A 14924-nucleotide genomic window follows, 5' to 3' on the forward strand; every position below is an offset into this window, starting at 1 on the left:
GTTTCATTATATCGTTGTCTTGAATCGCTCATGGACAAACACCTCTTAGTTCATAGTTAAGATTATTATTACTTCTACACTAAGAGACGTCCACTTTTAATTCTAGGTGCATTTTTCCGTCTAATCATGAAAATAGGTCAGATTCGAGCAAATTAGATGTAGTTTATACATCTAAACACGAATGGGCAGGCTCTATGCGTTCGCAAGCCCCAACCCAACCCAACCCAACCCAACCCAACCCAACCCAACCCAACCCAACCAATATCCTACTGCCAAGTTCATTAAGTGCCAATCTGCCAACCGCACAATTTACTATGGATTCCGATTTCTGAACACATATCGTATCAAAAGAGAACGTAGATGCGCTGCCATATTTTCGTGATTTATGCATATTTGAGCTAAATAGAGCCTCTAGTATTCTTTTGGGACAGCCCCTTTTGATTTTATAAGGCATTATTGTTAGGATAACTACTATACTGGGATTAAACAAAGGAGACTTCATGAAATTATATAATATTGTGATGGGCATTGTTTTAATCTGTCTGGGCGCTTTCATGGTTTATAAGAATGACTTTGCCTTTTCTTGGTCGACAGGTTTTATCATTCTAGTTGGACTGTTTTGTTTAATTAGAGGGTTAAGGAAAGCTAGGTAAAAGAAAAACCTGCACAATGTGCAGGTTTTTTTCTATGTGATGTCGCGAAAAACAGCCCTAACCAGCTCTCACTTACTCGATGCTGCTAATGAATTCAGCTGCGCAATGAAATGCGGCAAATCCGTGCAGACCATATCTGGCGTCAAGCCAGCCGACGCCAGCTGCTCGTGCACATTGTCTGGCGTGGCGACGCCAGTCAGTACAAGAGCCGTGCGGCACCCCGCCATCGCGCCTCCGCGGATGTCGGTGTGCACGTTATCGCCGATGACCCAGACATCGGCGGCAGGCAGACCGAGCCGCTCAATGGCATACGCCATAATGATCGGCGAAGGCTTACCGATCACCACCGGCTCCACGCCGGAGGCGGCGGTGATCGCAGCGGCCAGGGTGCCTGCCCCTGGCATAAGACCTCCATCCGACGGCAGCAGCCGGTCGGGATTGGTTAAAACATAGGTCGCGCCCTGCTTCAGCAGGCGGACCGCTTCCGTCAGCTTCCCATAGGTGAAGCTGCGATCAATGCCTTGGACGACGTAGTCCGGCGTCGTCTCATCTAGGGCGAAGCCGGCTGCGTCCAGTGCTATCCGCAAGCCGTCTTCGCCGATCATATGCACACGATGACCCGCGTGCTGCTCGGTCAAGTACTGTACAGCCGCCTGCGAAGAGGTGTAGACGGCGGCTGCGGGCACTTCAATGCCGAGCGCTTGCAGATGCTCGGCTACCTGTTCCGGGGTGCGGGACGAATTGTTCGTCACCAATAAGTATGGCAATTGCTCCTGGTGCAGCCATTCTAGGAAAGCTGCGGCACCAGGGATGGGCTCGTGTCCTCTGTAAAGTGTTCCATCGAGATCGATCAGAAATCCGTTCATCCTGTTGCTGCTCCTTTAGATAGGTAAGTTGTTGTCGGCAGAGTGATCTCAACGATCGTACCCTCCGTAAGTTTACTGCTTATGTTCATGAAACCGCCATGCGCTTCAATGATGCGATAACAAACCATTAAGCCGAGACCTGTTCCTTTTTCTTTCGTGCTGTAGAAAGGTTCCCCAAGTTTAGGGAGGCGTTCAGGTGCGATGCCGCAGCCCTGATCTACGAAGCGGACAATAATGTGATCTCCCGTGCCTTTTAGCTCTGCATAAATGCGCAGGTTGCCACCTTGCGACATGGACTCAATGGCATTTTTCATAATATTAATAAAAACCTGTTTGACTTGATTCACATCACAAGTAACTGGCGGAAGCCCAGAGTCAACCTCTGCCTCAATTTCAATGTTGCCGAGTAACGCTTGAGGCTGAAGTAATTCGACTGTGCTCATGATAATCGTATTTAATGTGCTAGTAACAAAGTGGGTAGCTTGTGGTTTGGAAACAAACAAAAACTCATTCACAATAAATTCTATACGCTGAAGTTCTTTTTGCATAATTTCAATGTAGTATTGCTCCTTCGAAGAGCTCGTTTTGAGCAGCTTGAGGAATCCTTTTAAGGCAGTCAGCGGATTGCGGATTTCATGTGCAACACCGGCAGCCAATTGTCCTACAGCTGATAGTTTATCAGATTTTATTAATAATTCCTGCGTTTTCTTCAATTCCGTAATATCGCTGAATGTAATAACGGTGCCAAGAAGCTGACCGCCGCCATCGAGCATAGGGCTAGACATATATTCAACGGGGAAGCTGGCCCCATCCTTTTTCCAAAATACATCTTCATTAAGAACCGAACCTTCTCGCTGAAGCATTGTGTTGACTGTTGCGTTTTCCTCGGGAATTACGAAGGTACCATCGAGATGAACAGGTCGTATTAAATTATGTATTCGTCTTCCTAGCATTTCGTCTACCTTCCAACCCGTGATCGCTTCTGCTGCTTTATTCCAAAAAATAGTTCGTCCATTCGTGTCAATGCCATAAATGCCTTCAGAAACAGAGTTTAGAATCAGTTGATTTTGTTTGTAAAGTTTATCAATTTCTTTCTTCTGTTCTCTTATTTCCGTCAAGTCTTTGAGGATAGCATAAACCCCAACGATGTGGTTTCCCACCTTCGTCGGAACAAAAGTTACATTAGAAGGGATAGGAAATCCATTTTGATGCAAGAAAGAAGCATCGAAGTTTTGAGGCATTCCTTCAGAAGCCACTTGGAAATGGTGCAATGTTTTGAGCAAATCAGGCGGGTGAATCATAGGAAGAAAAGAGGCGGATTTTGACGATTCCTCTCCCAAACCAAGAAGGCTTTCAAGTCCATGATTGGAAGACAGGATATCGCCATCCAAGCTAAAGGAAATGATAGAATCAGGATGGTTATCAAATAGTGATTTATATCGCTCAGATGTTTCTGAAATCGTATTTTCACGTTGTTGGAGTAACTTGATTATGAATAAGAGAAGTATCATGAATACGACGAATACGCTGCAATCAAGAGAAATGCTTGCCAGACGGTTATTTTGAAAAAACGATAGTTGTTGTAATCCAAATAAATCTACACCGAAGAGCACTACGATACATACGAAGTACTTCGATAATTTCCGCGCACTTGCAGGAGGGGGGTTCATCGTCATTGACTTTCAGCTCTCCATTTCGAGACTATTTTTAATAGTTTAACAGATATAGCTAATATATTGTATAATTTACCAATGTTTATCCCTTTAAATAATTTCATTTCTGGTAATAACAGGCTTCGACAATTTAAGTATGAAGGTTGAAGTGGGGGTATGTATCTGAGTAGTTAGAACTATTTTTGTTAAATTGACAGTATACTTGTCCTAAAATTTTATGTATAATGTTGAAAAAGGTCGTTTTTCTGTGGAACTTATTCGCAAAATGAGATCGGAGCGGAGCTATGAAGGCTGAGTACATTAATCCCTTTTTGGAGTCGGCTAGAATCGTCATCGAGCAAGTTGCTAACATTCGCCCAACTACTGGGCAGCTCGGCATTAAAGACGTCAAATTTGTGGAAAATTATATCTGGATCCAAATCGGGATGACTGGGCAAATGGAAGGCGATGTGGTCTTTGGCTTGGCTGAAGATGTTGCTTTGAAAATGGTATCTGCCATGATGGGCGGATTCGTTGTCACGGAGATGGATGAAATGGGAAAGAGTGCCATTTCGGAACTAGGTAATATGATCAGTGGTAATGCGAGCACGATGCTCTTTAATCAAGGTGTACGGGTAGACATCACACCACCGAAGTTGGTCCAATCTGCTACGGCAGCAGGATTTGTGCCGAAGAAAGCATTAACCATTCCATTAATTATGGATGGCATTGGTGAACTAGACATTCAAGTAATAATTACGTAATATAAGTAAGAAACGTACGGAGTACCTGCATCATGGTAACTCCTTTTTTTTATGCGTTGAAGGGAGCGGAACAGGTTGGAAATTAAGAACAAGGTCGTCTTAATTACAGGTGCTTCAAGTGGGATTGGGGCATTAATGGCTCAACAATTTGCAGCTAAGGGTGCTATTCCTGTGTTAACGGCACGGCGTACAGATCAACTGCAACAAATTGCTTCAAGCTTGAAAGGACGGCATGCTGTCTACGCCATGGATGTTACGAAGACAGATGAGGTTAACGAAGTTGTGAGTCGCATTATCGCTGAATTTGGGCGTATTGATATACTGATTAACAATGCCGGTTATGGCATATTCGAGGCTTTTGCTGAGGCGCCTCTTGCTCATTTTGAAGAGATGATGGATGTGAACTACCTCGGGCTTGTCAGATGTACGAAAGCTGTTCTCCCGCATATGTTGACCGCACGTAATGGGCATATCGTTAATATTGCGTCAATGGCGGGGAAAATCGGCTCTGCCAAATCAACAGCCTATTCCGCAACTAAGCATGCTGTTCTTGGCTTTACGAATAGTTTGAGAATGGAACTCGCGAGAACGGGGGTAGTGGTAACAGCGATTAACCCTGGCCCTATTGCGACACCATTTTTCGACAAAGCGGACCCGAGTGGTAACTATGTGAAGAACATTGCCTGGTTTATGCTGAAGCCAGAAAAAGTTGTCAAAGAACTTATTCATGCCGTTGAGAAAAACATTCCTGAGAAGAACTTGCCTTTTGTAGCAGGCGCTGGCGTCAAATTGTTTCATATGTTTCCTCGACTATTCAACAAACTAGCTACAGGTATTATGAATAAAAAATAAAGCGGCTCCCAGTCGGATGATTGGGGTCGCTTTTTTTGCTTATGCTACGTGTCTGCTTGATCGGGCTTCGCTGCTTGTTTCGCTTGATTGAGCGCACGAATTTCCTCGAAAATCTTTCGCATCTCTGCCTTAGCTTCTGGATGAGATTGATTCCAATGGGATGCGAGTGCAGGCAAGGACTTATGAACATGATTGAAGAAAGCCCATACTTTTATCTTCTCGATCATTTCTGGAGACGTATCACCGGTAATAAGTTCAGCTGTTTTGGCAACCAAGGTGTTAAAATCGTTTTCGAAATCCGTATTCATTGACTTCATCCCTTCGGATGGAAATAGGTAGTTGACTTTTAGTTTACCACATTGGAAAAAGAAAGCATAAGGCTGTCAAAAAGTAGCTCTCGCAGCGCTTAGGTAAATTTTTCCGTTTATTTTGCCAGAACGATTGTTTACTCCCCTTTTTTATCCTAAAATAAGGTAGATACATTTTGGGTCTTTTTACCTGTAGGCTAGGAGGGAACACGATGAAGTCACTGAGAGAGATATTTAACAGCGACTTTAACACATTAGATAAGAGCATGCAGGAGCAAATTTATAAAGAATTTTACTTGCTCGTTTATCCGATGATTAACTTTATTTTGAGAGATCACGCGGCTGTGGAAGACATTATCCAGGAGTCCTTTCTTCGTGCCGTTCACAAAGCCCCGTTATTAACGGAGATTGATAAATATGAGAGTTGGCTCAAAAGACTTACCCGTAACGTAACCTTAAATCATTTGCGTAAACATAAACGTAACCGAGATGAGCTTGAAACAGAAATCTTATTTTCATTGAAAGAATCAGCGCCTACTTCGGATTATTCGGCCTCTCCAGACGTAGAGGTCGAAATGAAGGTGATGCGAGAGGCTGTTATCGCCTATATCAATCAACTTAATCCTGCCTATAGACAGATTATCGCCATGAAATGGATCCATAATTTATCATACAAGGATATGGCGAGTGAACTCTGCGTGACTGAAGGTGTTGTGAGACAGAGGTTGTTTCGCGCGCGTGATGCGATTAAGCAGAAGTTTTTGAAGGAGTGGGGCTCTGATCAATAGAGGGATATGGGCAAATATTTGTTTGCTGGGGCACTCTAGCATATAATATGGGCATGAGGTTGGAAGAGAAAAGGGGTATTTAGCGTTGAGCACAAGTTTTGAACAGCTGCAGATTGCACAGACATATTTAGATAAATTACAAGAATTAGGGATAGGTGAGCCAACTCCGATTCAAGCGGAAGGGATCCCCGTTCTGCTGCAAGGGAAAGATGCCATTATTCAATCCCAGACAGGAACAGGAAAAACACTAGCTTATCTATTGCCGGCCCTAGAGCGGATCGATGCAACTCAGAAACAATTGCAAGTTATGGTTGTGGTCCCAACACGAGAGCTGGGCATGCAAATCATGCAGGAAATTGAGAAGCTGACGAGTGGGGGACCTATTCGTTCGCAATCTTTAATTGGTGGAGCGGCTGTTGCGAGACAGATCGAAAAGCTACGCCTACACCCACATATCGTTGTTGGAACACCTGGACGTTTGCTTGAATTGATGAAGGTACGTAAGCTTACACTGCATCACGTGAAAATCGGTATTGTCGATGAAGTTGACCAAGTGTTTGAACTTGGCTCCATGCAGGATGTAGAATCGGTGCTTAAGGGCATGCTTCGTACTAGTCAAATGGTGTTTGTCTCGGCGACGATTCCGCAAAGTACAGAGCAAGCGGCAGGTAGATGGTTAAAGGATCCGGTAATTATCAAAATTAACCCCTCCCAGCGTACGGCTGAAACATTAGAGCATCACTATGTCGTGTGTCAGGAACGTGAAAAAATCGACACACTCCGAAGACTTGTTCGGATGATTAAGCCAACTTCAGCGATTGTCTTCATTAATGTGACTGACGATATTGCACAAGTCGTTGGGAAGCTTCAATATGTCGGTCTTTCGGTTGAAGCTCTTTACGGGGAAGCGAGCAAGCAGGATCGTGCCAAAGTCATGGGTAATTTCCGCGAAGGAAAATTCCAATTATTGCTGGCGACGGATGTGGCTGCTCGAGGGCTCGATATTGAAGGAGTCACGCATGTTTTCCATTTGGATGTAGCGACGAATGCGGAGTATTACCTTCACCGTGTAGGTCGGACAGGCCGGATGGGGCGTGAAGGGACGTCGATCTCTATCGTGACTTCGAAGGAACTCTTCATCATCGAAAAATTCGAGAAGCAACTCGGCATCACGATTGAGCCGAAGGCTATGTACGAGGGCCGGTTAGTCGACCCGGCCCAAGATCGCAGTGCGGCTACGATGCGCAGCCGCCGTGAAGCCGCGCGCCCAAGCGGCGCAGCACCTTCGCGCAGCGGCTCCGCCGGCGCGCGTGATGCTGCCGCGCCTGCGGGCGCGGTGCGTGTTAGTGCCGCGGCGCCAGACGCGCGCGGCCAGCAGAGCGCTGCTCCGGCGAAGCCGGCAGCGCAAGCGAAGACGGCTGCCGCAGGCAAGGCCGTCAGCAAAGCGCAACGCGAGCGCGATCGCAAGAGCAAGGGAGCTCCGCGCTGGCTCAAAGAGAAGCAGCAGAATAAAGAAGAATAGCACGCTTCGTATGGAAGCTTAGCTTATTCATAATCTGCGGGGTGTAAAGCATGCTGAAGAAAATAACGTTTGCGATCTTGACTCTGGCTGTCATCGCCGCGGTGATGCTAGTCATCGTCATTCAGTATGTGAAACCAACAGAGTCGCTTGATCTGCAATATAAAGAGATATCCATTAGTAACAAAATTGCAGAAATGATCCTTTCCCGAAAGCTGGATGTTCGGCTTTCGGAAGAGGATGTCAATCAATTGCTCAAAAAGCAATTAGCGTCGCATACCCAACTGCCCCATGACTTTCGGATGGAAGGCGCCGCGCTGAATCTGCAGGGTTCTATGGTTGAGGCAGATGTGAACGTAAGGTGGCACGAGCGGATCCCAATTGGTGCTCACGCGCTGTTTACCTTAAGTTGGGAACCGCCTAATTTGGTCATACAGCATGTGAATACACAGATCAAGAATTGGCAGTTGCCGAGTTCATGGCTTCAATTAGCGCCAGTTGAAATTCCGCTTCAGTCCTATTTGCCCAAGTTAATTGGGATAAAGAATGTGGTATTTGAGGATAAATCCATTCTCATTCAGCTAAAACCATTCCAGTAAAGCCAAAAACCCTTCAAGTCCACCAAGTGGATCTGAAGGGTTTTTCGTTTAGGAAGTAACAATATCATCCTGCTGTGCACGCAGCACAGGTGCCTGCCATCTACGTGTATACATTATAATGCCGAACACAACACACATACTGATTAGAACAAACCAGATCGAGACACCTACATGGAAGTGATCCATGCCCCAACCGACACCCAGCGGTAGGATGGCGCCACCTAAACCGCCTGCGGCGATCAACGCGCTCGTTGTTTGTTCCGTACGCCCTGGCAATAGTTGATTGGCATAGATAAGGGCAACAGCGAACATACCTGACATGAATAACCCAAGCAAGAGGATAACGGCAAAGCTGCTCCATAAATTGGTGCTAAATAGCCAAACGAGCACAGTAAGCACGCTTAAGGCGAACGAGAAGACTAAATACTTTAAATACGTAATCTTTTCTGCAAGTACGCCTGCAAATACACGTCCAATCACCATAGTTAGCCAATAAGCGGTAACACCAAGTGAAGCGATGGAGCTTGAAGCATTTAGTTGATCTTTAAAAATCGAAGGTAAGAAATTAACGATCGTATTTTCCATACCGCAATATAAGAAGAAAACGGTCATAAGTAAGAAGAGAAAAAGAAGTGACTTTTTAGATAAAACGGGAATTCGTTCCGCTTTCTGTGTACGGTCAGCTTTATGTGCAAGTAATTCATCATGCTCACCTAAGGAAAGTTTTGACCAAATGATTCCTGTAGCCAACGCGCTTATACTAAGTAGAACGAACGCATGTTTCCATATGCCATTCGCAATAAGTAAACTGGCTACAAGCGGCATAATCAAAGCGCCTAGTCCGAAGTAGACTTCAAGCTTGCTGAAGGCAACGGCTTGTTGATCTTTGGCTGCCATGAGAACGAAAGTGCTTATGCTGGATTCCACAAGTCCGAAGGAGATACCTGCCAGGAAAGTCAATCCGATCACCATAGGCCAGGGTGGCAGTAATCCAATAGCAAGCATCGCAATAAACAGGAAGCTAAACGCCATTGTAATCGTACTTCTGCGACTGATCCGACGAATGAGTGAAGGCATAGCAAGCACGCCTAACATGAAGCCTCCAAATTGTAAAAAGACCAGCATACCGCCGCCACTATAGCTACGTCCATAATGGGCTAGTAGTTCAGGAAGCACCGCGCCAAAGATAACGTGTGTACTGCCTGTAAGTAAGTAGGATAAGCAGCCCATGAATAAAAGTCTTCTCATAGTACAGTACTACCTTCATGTTCCGTCGTCTTCTTTTCATTAAAGGCAAATACGTGGGCAATGGCTTCGGATACGGAAGTAACTGTATAAGCAGCTTGTTTCTTCACATCGGCATGAGCCGTGTGCATGGCAAAACTATGTGGTGTAATCCCGAACATGGATACATCATTAAAGGAGTCTCCAAAACATGCGACTTCCTCAGGCTTGAAGCCTAAATGCGCGATTAGTGTCAATATGGAGGTGCCTTTAGAAACCTGATGAGGCATGATGTCGAGACAATCTTTATCCGCCAAATAAATGTCCAGTTGATCAGGCAGTTCTTTTTCTAGTACTTTCTTAATTTCTAGTAATACTTCTACGCGCCCAAAAAGAGAGAATTTGCAGATCGGGAATGTATCCTTCAAGGACTGCTCAATCTCGCTTTTCAAAAGGAAGGGTTCAAACATTCTCGCTTGAATTTCGTCGGACGCTGGGCTTATACTTTCGATGATATTGGCATCTCCGGTACAAATCAGCTTTACCACGTCGTATGCTTTGAGCTTCTGGAAGACTTGATGAGCGATGGAAGGTTCAAATAGCTTTGCTTGCAGAAGTGTCCCATCCACTAAGTGGATAAAGGCACCATTTTGGGAAACGGAATGGCCTTGATGTTGTATGTCTTGAAGTACCTTTTGCATTTCCATATTCATTCTACCTGAAGCTAGACAAAGTGTGATGCCGGCTTCTTTTGCTTGGCTTAGGGCATTTAGTTCGCGTTCACTTACTTTCTTATGATGGTCAAGCAACGTGCCGTCAAGATCGCTAACGATAAGTTTAATCATGTTGGTCTTCTCCTCCTGCAAGTACAATTTCCACTTCACTGGCAAATAAACGTTCTTTCATTTCCTCGCTAAGCGCTTGATCGGTCACAAGCATATCGATGTTTTCAAATCCAACGACATGATGGAACAAGCGCTTGCCGAACTTGGAATGATCCGCGAGTACAATCACTTGATCTGCATACTGCATCATGGCTCTAACTAAATAACAGTCCTCTTCATTGGGGGCAGACAGACCTGTCTCGGAAATACCACACGTACCAATAAATAGCTTATCAACGTGATATTCTTTTAACATTTCAATCGCCTTCGTCCCGTAAACGCTATGTTGCTTATTATCTAGTACACCGCCAAGCATGTGAATCGTAATGCCTTCCTTACGGGTAAGGATAGCGGCTGTTTCAATAGAACTTGTGATGACAATGTTATTCTTGGAGGTTAAGGCAGTGGCAGCGTGTAGGACCGTAGTAGAAGCATCCATCATCAGGTAATCGCCATCTTGAACAAGGGTAGCAGCTGTTTTCCCAATCGTCAGTTTGGAAGAGGACTCTTCTTGAAGTCGTTGATCATAATTGCCCACTTCTTTATAAAGGGTAGGAAGAATCGCTCCGCCTCTTGTACGTACGATGGAGCCTTGCTCCTCTAGTTTGACCATATCTCGCCTAGCAGTATCGCGTGAGACTTCGTAGAGCTCACAGATCAGATCCACGGAGATACGCTTATTTGATTTTAAGTATTCAAGGATAGAAATGAGTCGTTCTTCTTGAAACAAGGGAAATTCACCTCCTTTGCTTAAGTGATATTAAGTGATTATAAGTATATGACTTATTGTATACGCATGTTGATTGGCTTTCAATCTTTTTTTCAAAAGAAAAAACCGTGCCTGCTCGTTGCATGAACGAGAACACGGTTACTACGATCACAATCTTATTTAACGGTTGTTTTTTTACGTGTTTGAATGTAGCTCGGATAAGTAATCTCACCCGTATCTAGTTTACGAATTTCCTCTTCGTTCCAACCTGTAATCTTATTTGTCGCCGTTACGCCGGTCAGTTTAATTTGATAACGCGTCGCTAGGTACGCTTGGAGTTTCGTCATTTCTTCTGGTGTAATTTCTCGTAGCTTACTCTTTCCATGAAGCTGGCCTAGGATAACACCGATGGATTCAGCGGCCAAACTCGTGTTGGGCTGGATACGTGTACTTCCGTAAGCAATTGCCGACGAACCGACATTTTTTCCAGCGGCGATGACATTATCATAATTTTTCAGCAAAAAGCTGCGTAATGGCATGCCATATTTATCTGGCCGTCCCATCTCAATTCCCCATTTATTCGCACTTGTTCCTTGTAAATCGAGGGGATAGCCGCCAATACTTACATTGTCCCAGAACATGGCGCCGCCGAGGAGATCAGATGGCTTTAATGTGTAGTCCATTTCGTAATGGTTATACTCACGTACATAGGGATAGGTCGGAAGTTCGCCCAATTCCGCTTTTTCCCACCCAGGTAAGGTTTTCCGGAAATGCTGCAAAATGAGTGCCGTTTCTTTATTTCCTAAATTAACAGCTTCTTGTATGGACTCTGGTTTCGCGGGATCTACGGTATATACGAGCAACGCGTTAATGAGGACGTCACCATCACGTTGATTCACCGCATTTAATCCTCTTAGGAAAACACGATCATTAGAAGGATGATAAGCCTTTGTCATCCCGCTAAGTCCAATTGCGAAGCTATCACTGACACTTCCACCGCCAAATTTCTTGGATCTATCCTCAGGTGTTAATGCGTTAAAGGTCGTATTGAACTTCTTCCAATCCACGTTTTTAAATTTCATCATCATACCAGCACTCATGTACTCAATTTCTTTTTGACCGTAGAACTTTTCAAGTCCAGGTAGGCGCTTGGCATCTAAACGACTTATTAATGCGGCATAATCACTGTTATCTACCCAGTAGGATGCTGTGATTTTCTTAACTTCATTTGTATTCGTTTTATAAGTGAGGGATGGAATTTTGTGCATATGGTCAGGTGTTTGAATTTGTTCAACATCTTGAATGGTAATCCCTGACTCAATCGGGATGTCCTTGCTCAGTTTATTCATATAAGTAGTAAACTCAGGCAACTTACGAATTTTAGCGTTTCGGAAGCCGTCAAAAAGTTCTTTGGCACGGCCTTGTACGAGTAAATGACCTTGTTCATCGCGTGTTTCGTCAAGAAACAGCATCTGACTCTGCAGAATTTGACCGCCAAAGGCTAGGTGAGGGTCTAATATTTTTACCTTGAGACCTTCATCCATGGCTGCTCGCGCCAAGTATAGTCCTTCAAGCTCGCTTCCTATGACGACGACATCTACGTTTTCGGTTGGATATGTGGTCTTGCTCTCAGTTTTCGTTTCTTGGGTAGGTACTGGTGTCGGTACATCACTTACTTGTGGCGTAGTAGGATGTGTTACAGATGGAGCCACTACTGCAGTCACGTTCATGCTTCCTTGCTTAAACCAAAGCTTGCTGAATGAAAAGGCTGATCCAATAATTAAGAGTACAGCCAGAGCAATAACGAGTTGAACTCGCGGGTTTCGTAAGCGCATACATAAGCTCCTTTAGCGTTAGACTATATGGTTTCAGTTTAGCAGTTTCAAGGTGGATTTAATAGACTTTGAGAATTGATTTTGAAAGATTTACAAACGACACCCCCAAAAAATGACAAGCATTGGCGAATCCTTGTAGCATAACCAGGAACCCTTCGCGAAGGCTCCATCTTATGTATAAACCATAACATGACTAAGGGAGAGATTTTAAAATGAAAAAAAACCTAATGAAAAAATTCGTAGCTACAGGTCTTGTATTAACTATGGTTGCTGGTGGCGGAACTGCTGCATTTGCAAATGGCAGCAAAAACGATGATCACGGCAACAAAGGAAATAACAACAACTACACTCAGAAATATGACAATAAATCGAATAACTCCAACAACTCCAAAGGAAATACAAACATTACAATTAACATCAACTTCAACGATATGAAGAATGCACAATGGGCAATGCGTTATATTGCAAGCCTAGCATCCAAACGTGTTTTCGAAGGATATGAAGATGGTAGCTTCAAACCAGAGAAAACCGTAACTCGTATTGAAGCGATTACAGCAGCTGTTCGTTTGATGGGTTTGCGTGAGCAAGCTGAATCCGATGCTGAAAAATCCACGAAATTGAACTTCAAAGATGCAGACAAAGTTCCTGCATGGGCAGTAGGTTATGTGGCTGTAGCTCTTGAAAATGACTTATTCACAGAAAGCGATGACAGCGTTCGTCCAAATGAAGAAGCAAACCGTCTATGGGCAACGACACTTCTAGTGAAAGCATTGAAATTAGAAGCGGAAGCAAAAGCAAACATGACTAGCAAGCTTTCATTTAAAGATGCAAAACAAATTCCAGCAGGATCTGTTGGTTATGTAAAAGTAGCGGTTGATAAAGGCTTAGTCGATGGATTTGAAGACAATACATTCCGTCCAAACCAAAATGTAACTCGTGCTCAATTGGCAGCTCTTCTAGATCGTACAAACGAGCAACTACCTGGTGAAGATCAAAACACGATTACAGGAACTGTCAACGCAGCTGTATACAACAATGTTCTTTCCCTAACTAAAAATGGCACAACAACAACTTATACATTGCACCCAGATGCATTCGTTTTGCGTAACGGTGTGAAAGTACCTGCTACTCAAATCGCTGTTGGCGACACAGTAAAAGTACGTACATTTAACAACACAGTTGTCTTTGTAGAAGTAACAGGCAATGCTCCAGTGAATGCTACATTCGATGTTTTGGGTACATTGACTTCAACAACAATTAACGCTCAAGGTAAAATTGCAACAATCACGATCACACAAAATATCAATGGCGTTGATCAATCGACTACATATAATGTAGCTTCCACTTTCGCTTTGACAGGTAATTTGGCTAACTTCTCTGCTGGTCACTTGATTCAGCTTAAAGGCCAAAATCAATCCGTTACAACTATTGACGTTAAATAGAGATAAAAAGTTCGCACTTCTATTCGCACTTCTAATAGAGATAGATAAAAAGGTTAGATTCAAACAAACAAGCTCCTTGCTTCATGCAGGGGGCTTGTTCTAATTTAATTGTATAATTTGGAAAGTGAAGTGAGAAACTATGCGATATCTTGAGAGGAGTGGGTTTAGATGGAAGAAAGTTTGATGGATACTTTTAAAAGGTACTATGCTGACTACCGAGGAGCAGAAGGTGTTGACGAAAGCTTTACAGATGCTTATCAAGCCATGGCGTTCCATGTCATTAATCAGACTGAGCGATATGTGCAGCAAGAAAACTTTCATGAGATTCAGAATCTGATTCGTGAGTTCAGAGAAATGGGCCTATCGATTTCGCCAAGCAATGATTCATTGAAAGAGCAATTTGAGCAAGAACTTGTGCAGCAAGAGTTAAATCGATATTCTTTTTAAAAAGGTGTTGCATTATCCAAATGCCCGTGGTATATTACTGATCCAGCCAAAACGGGCTGCAAATTTTATCGAAATTTGTAAAAATAAAGCTTGCATCTGTTTGGGTGAATATGCTATATTGTAATTCCGGCCTTGAGGTTGAGGCGGGAATGACACATGAGAAATTGATCTTTGAAAACTGAACAACGAGTGAGTAAGCACAGTCGAGTAATCGACTACAATTGAGATTGCAAAATCTCGCTAGCTTCAAATGAGCAAGTCATCTTTCTAATATGGAGAGTTTGATCCTGGCTCAGGACGAACGCTGGCGGCGTGCCTAATACATGCAAGTCGAGCGGGTTTATCCTTCGGGGTAAGCTAGCGGCGGACGGGTGAGTAACAC

General features: G+C 44.0%; 14 protein-coding genes and 1 rRNA gene. 8 read left to right on the top strand and 7 right to left on the bottom strand.

The window, feature by feature from the left end:
- Positions 1 to 721: 721 nt before the first annotated feature.
- Complete coding sequence (locus AC58QM_RS35510) at positions 722 to 1519, bottom strand: TIGR01457 family HAD-type hydrolase (RefSeq protein WP_497289370.1); 798 nt, start codon at positions 1517 to 1519, stop codon at positions 722 to 724.
- Positions 1516 to 3195 carry a PAS domain-containing sensor histidine kinase gene (locus AC58QM_RS35515; RefSeq protein WP_497289371.1) on the bottom strand — a complete coding sequence of 560 codons (1680 nt, stop codon included), beginning with the start codon at positions 3193 to 3195 and terminating at the stop codon, positions 1516 to 1518. The genes AC58QM_RS35510 and AC58QM_RS35515 overlap by 4 nt, the downstream gene beginning before the upstream one ends.
- Before the next feature lie 281 nt (positions 3196 to 3476).
- On the opposite strand from AC58QM_RS35515, the gene AC58QM_RS35520 reads away from it, so the two are divergent.
- Positions 3477 to 3935 carry a chemotaxis protein CheX gene (locus AC58QM_RS35520; RefSeq protein WP_310502302.1) on the top strand — a complete coding sequence of 153 codons (459 nt, stop codon included), beginning with the start codon at positions 3477 to 3479 and terminating at the stop codon, positions 3933 to 3935.
- 75 nt (positions 3936 to 4010) lie between these two features.
- Positions 4011 to 4787, top strand: a complete 777-nt coding sequence (locus tag AC58QM_RS35525; protein ID WP_497289372.1) for an SDR family NAD(P)-dependent oxidoreductase — start codon at positions 4011 to 4013, stop codon at positions 4785 to 4787.
- Positions 4788 to 4831: 44 nt separating this feature from the next.
- Here AC58QM_RS35525 and AC58QM_RS35530 read toward each other — a convergent pair whose 3' ends face one another.
- Positions 4832 to 5095: a DUF2573 family protein gene (locus tag AC58QM_RS35530; RefSeq protein WP_497289373.1), complete on the bottom strand. Its 264-nt coding sequence runs from the start codon at positions 5093 to 5095 to the stop codon at positions 4832 to 4834.
- 212 nt (positions 5096 to 5307) lie between these two features.
- Here AC58QM_RS35530 and AC58QM_RS35535 point away from each other — a divergent pair, with 212 nt between their 5' ends.
- From AC58QM_RS35535 to AC58QM_RS35545, 3 genes are all read left to right on the top strand, one after another.
- Complete coding sequence (locus AC58QM_RS35535) at positions 5308 to 5883, top strand: RNA polymerase sigma factor (RefSeq protein ID WP_497289374.1); 576 nt, start codon at positions 5308 to 5310, stop codon at positions 5881 to 5883.
- An 85-nt stretch (positions 5884 to 5968) separates the two neighbouring features.
- Complete coding sequence (locus AC58QM_RS35540) at positions 5969 to 7405, top strand: DEAD/DEAH box helicase (RefSeq protein WP_497289375.1); 1437 nt, start codon at positions 5969 to 5971, stop codon at positions 7403 to 7405.
- Positions 7406 to 7455: 50 nt separating this feature from the next.
- A complete protein-coding gene (locus tag AC58QM_RS35545; protein ID WP_497289376.1) occupies positions 7456 to 8001 on the top strand; it encodes a hypothetical protein in 546 nt (181 codons plus the stop codon).
- A 48-nt stretch (positions 8002 to 8049) separates the two neighbouring features.
- Here the strand turns inward: AC58QM_RS35545 and AC58QM_RS35550 are convergent, their stop codons facing one another.
- From AC58QM_RS35550 to AC58QM_RS35565, 4 genes are all read right to left on the bottom strand, one after another.
- The gene (locus tag AC58QM_RS35550; protein WP_497289377.1) at positions 8050 to 9249 is read right to left on the bottom strand and encodes an MFS transporter; all 1200 of its coding nucleotides are present in this window, start codon (positions 9247 to 9249) and stop codon (positions 8050 to 8052) included.
- Positions 9246 to 10070: an HAD family hydrolase gene (locus AC58QM_RS35555; protein WP_497289378.1), complete on the bottom strand. Its 825-nt coding sequence runs from the start codon at positions 10068 to 10070 to the stop codon at positions 9246 to 9248. The genes AC58QM_RS35550 and AC58QM_RS35555 overlap by 4 nt, the downstream gene beginning before the upstream one ends.
- Positions 10063 to 10839, bottom strand: coding sequence for a DeoR/GlpR family DNA-binding transcription regulator (locus tag AC58QM_RS35560; RefSeq protein ID WP_497289379.1), 777 nt, complete (start codon positions 10837 to 10839; stop codon positions 10063 to 10065). Before AC58QM_RS35560 ends, AC58QM_RS35555 begins: the two co-directional genes overlap by 8 nt.
- Positions 10840 to 10994: 155 nt before the next feature.
- Complete coding sequence (locus tag AC58QM_RS35565) at positions 10995 to 12653, bottom strand: FAD-dependent oxidoreductase (RefSeq protein ID WP_497289380.1); 1659 nt, start codon at positions 12651 to 12653, stop codon at positions 10995 to 10997.
- Positions 12654 to 12865: 212 nt separating this feature from the next.
- Here AC58QM_RS35565 and AC58QM_RS35570 point away from each other — a divergent pair, with 212 nt between their 5' ends.
- The 3 genes from AC58QM_RS35570 to AC58QM_RS35580 all read left to right on the top strand — a co-directional run.
- The gene (locus AC58QM_RS35570; RefSeq protein ID WP_497289381.1) at positions 12866 to 14095 is read left to right on the top strand and encodes an S-layer homology domain-containing protein; all 1230 of its coding nucleotides are present in this window, start codon (positions 12866 to 12868) and stop codon (positions 14093 to 14095) included.
- Positions 14096 to 14263: 168 nt separating this feature from the next.
- On the top strand, positions 14264 to 14542 hold the full coding sequence (locus AC58QM_RS35575; RefSeq protein ID WP_497289382.1) for a hypothetical protein: 279 nt from the start codon (positions 14264 to 14266) through the stop codon (positions 14540 to 14542).
- A gap of 269 nt (positions 14543 to 14811) precedes the next feature.
- Positions 14812 to 14924 (top strand): 16S ribosomal RNA (locus AC58QM_RS35580); the annotation flags it as partial.

The sequence above is a fragment of the Paenibacillus sp. J22P165 genome, from assembly GCF_059692015.1.

What these genes read in the sequence shown, in the direction of transcription:
- AC58QM_RS35515 (WP_497289371.1), bottom strand. Translation starts at nt 3,195, where the DNA reads ATGACGATGAACCCCCCTCCTGCAAGTGCGCGGAAATTATCGAAGTAC.
- AC58QM_RS35555 (WP_497289378.1), bottom strand. Translation starts at nt 10,070, where the DNA reads ATGATTAAACTTATCGTTAGCGATCTTGACGGCACGTTGCTTGACCAT.
- AC58QM_RS35520 (WP_310502302.1), top strand. Translation starts at nt 3,477, where the DNA reads ATGAAGGCTGAGTACATTAATCCCTTTTTGGAGTCGGCTAGAATCGTC.
- AC58QM_RS35575 (WP_497289382.1), top strand. Translation starts at nt 14,264, where the DNA reads ATGGAAGAAAGTTTGATGGATACTTTTAAAAGGTACTATGCTGACTAC.
- AC58QM_RS35550 (WP_497289377.1), bottom strand. Translation starts at nt 9,249, where the DNA reads ATGAGAAGACTTTTATTCATGGGCTGCTTATCCTACTTACTTACAGGC.
- AC58QM_RS35510 (WP_497289370.1), bottom strand. Translation starts at nt 1,519, where the DNA reads ATGAACGGATTTCTGATCGATCTCGATGGAACACTTTACAGAGGACAC.
- AC58QM_RS35530 (WP_497289373.1), bottom strand. Translation starts at nt 5,095, where the DNA reads ATGAATACGGATTTCGAAAACGATTTTAACACCTTGGTTGCCAAAACA.
- AC58QM_RS35535 (WP_497289374.1), top strand. Translation starts at nt 5,308, where the DNA reads ATGAAGTCACTGAGAGAGATATTTAACAGCGACTTTAACACATTAGAT.
- AC58QM_RS35570 (WP_497289381.1), top strand. Translation starts at nt 12,866, where the DNA reads ATGAAAAAAAACCTAATGAAAAAATTCGTAGCTACAGGTCTTGTATTA.
- AC58QM_RS35565 (WP_497289380.1), bottom strand. Translation starts at nt 12,653, where the DNA reads ATGCGCTTACGAAACCCGCGAGTTCAACTCGTTATTGCTCTGGCTGTA.
- AC58QM_RS35545 (WP_497289376.1), top strand. Translation starts at nt 7,456, where the DNA reads ATGCTGAAGAAAATAACGTTTGCGATCTTGACTCTGGCTGTCATCGCC.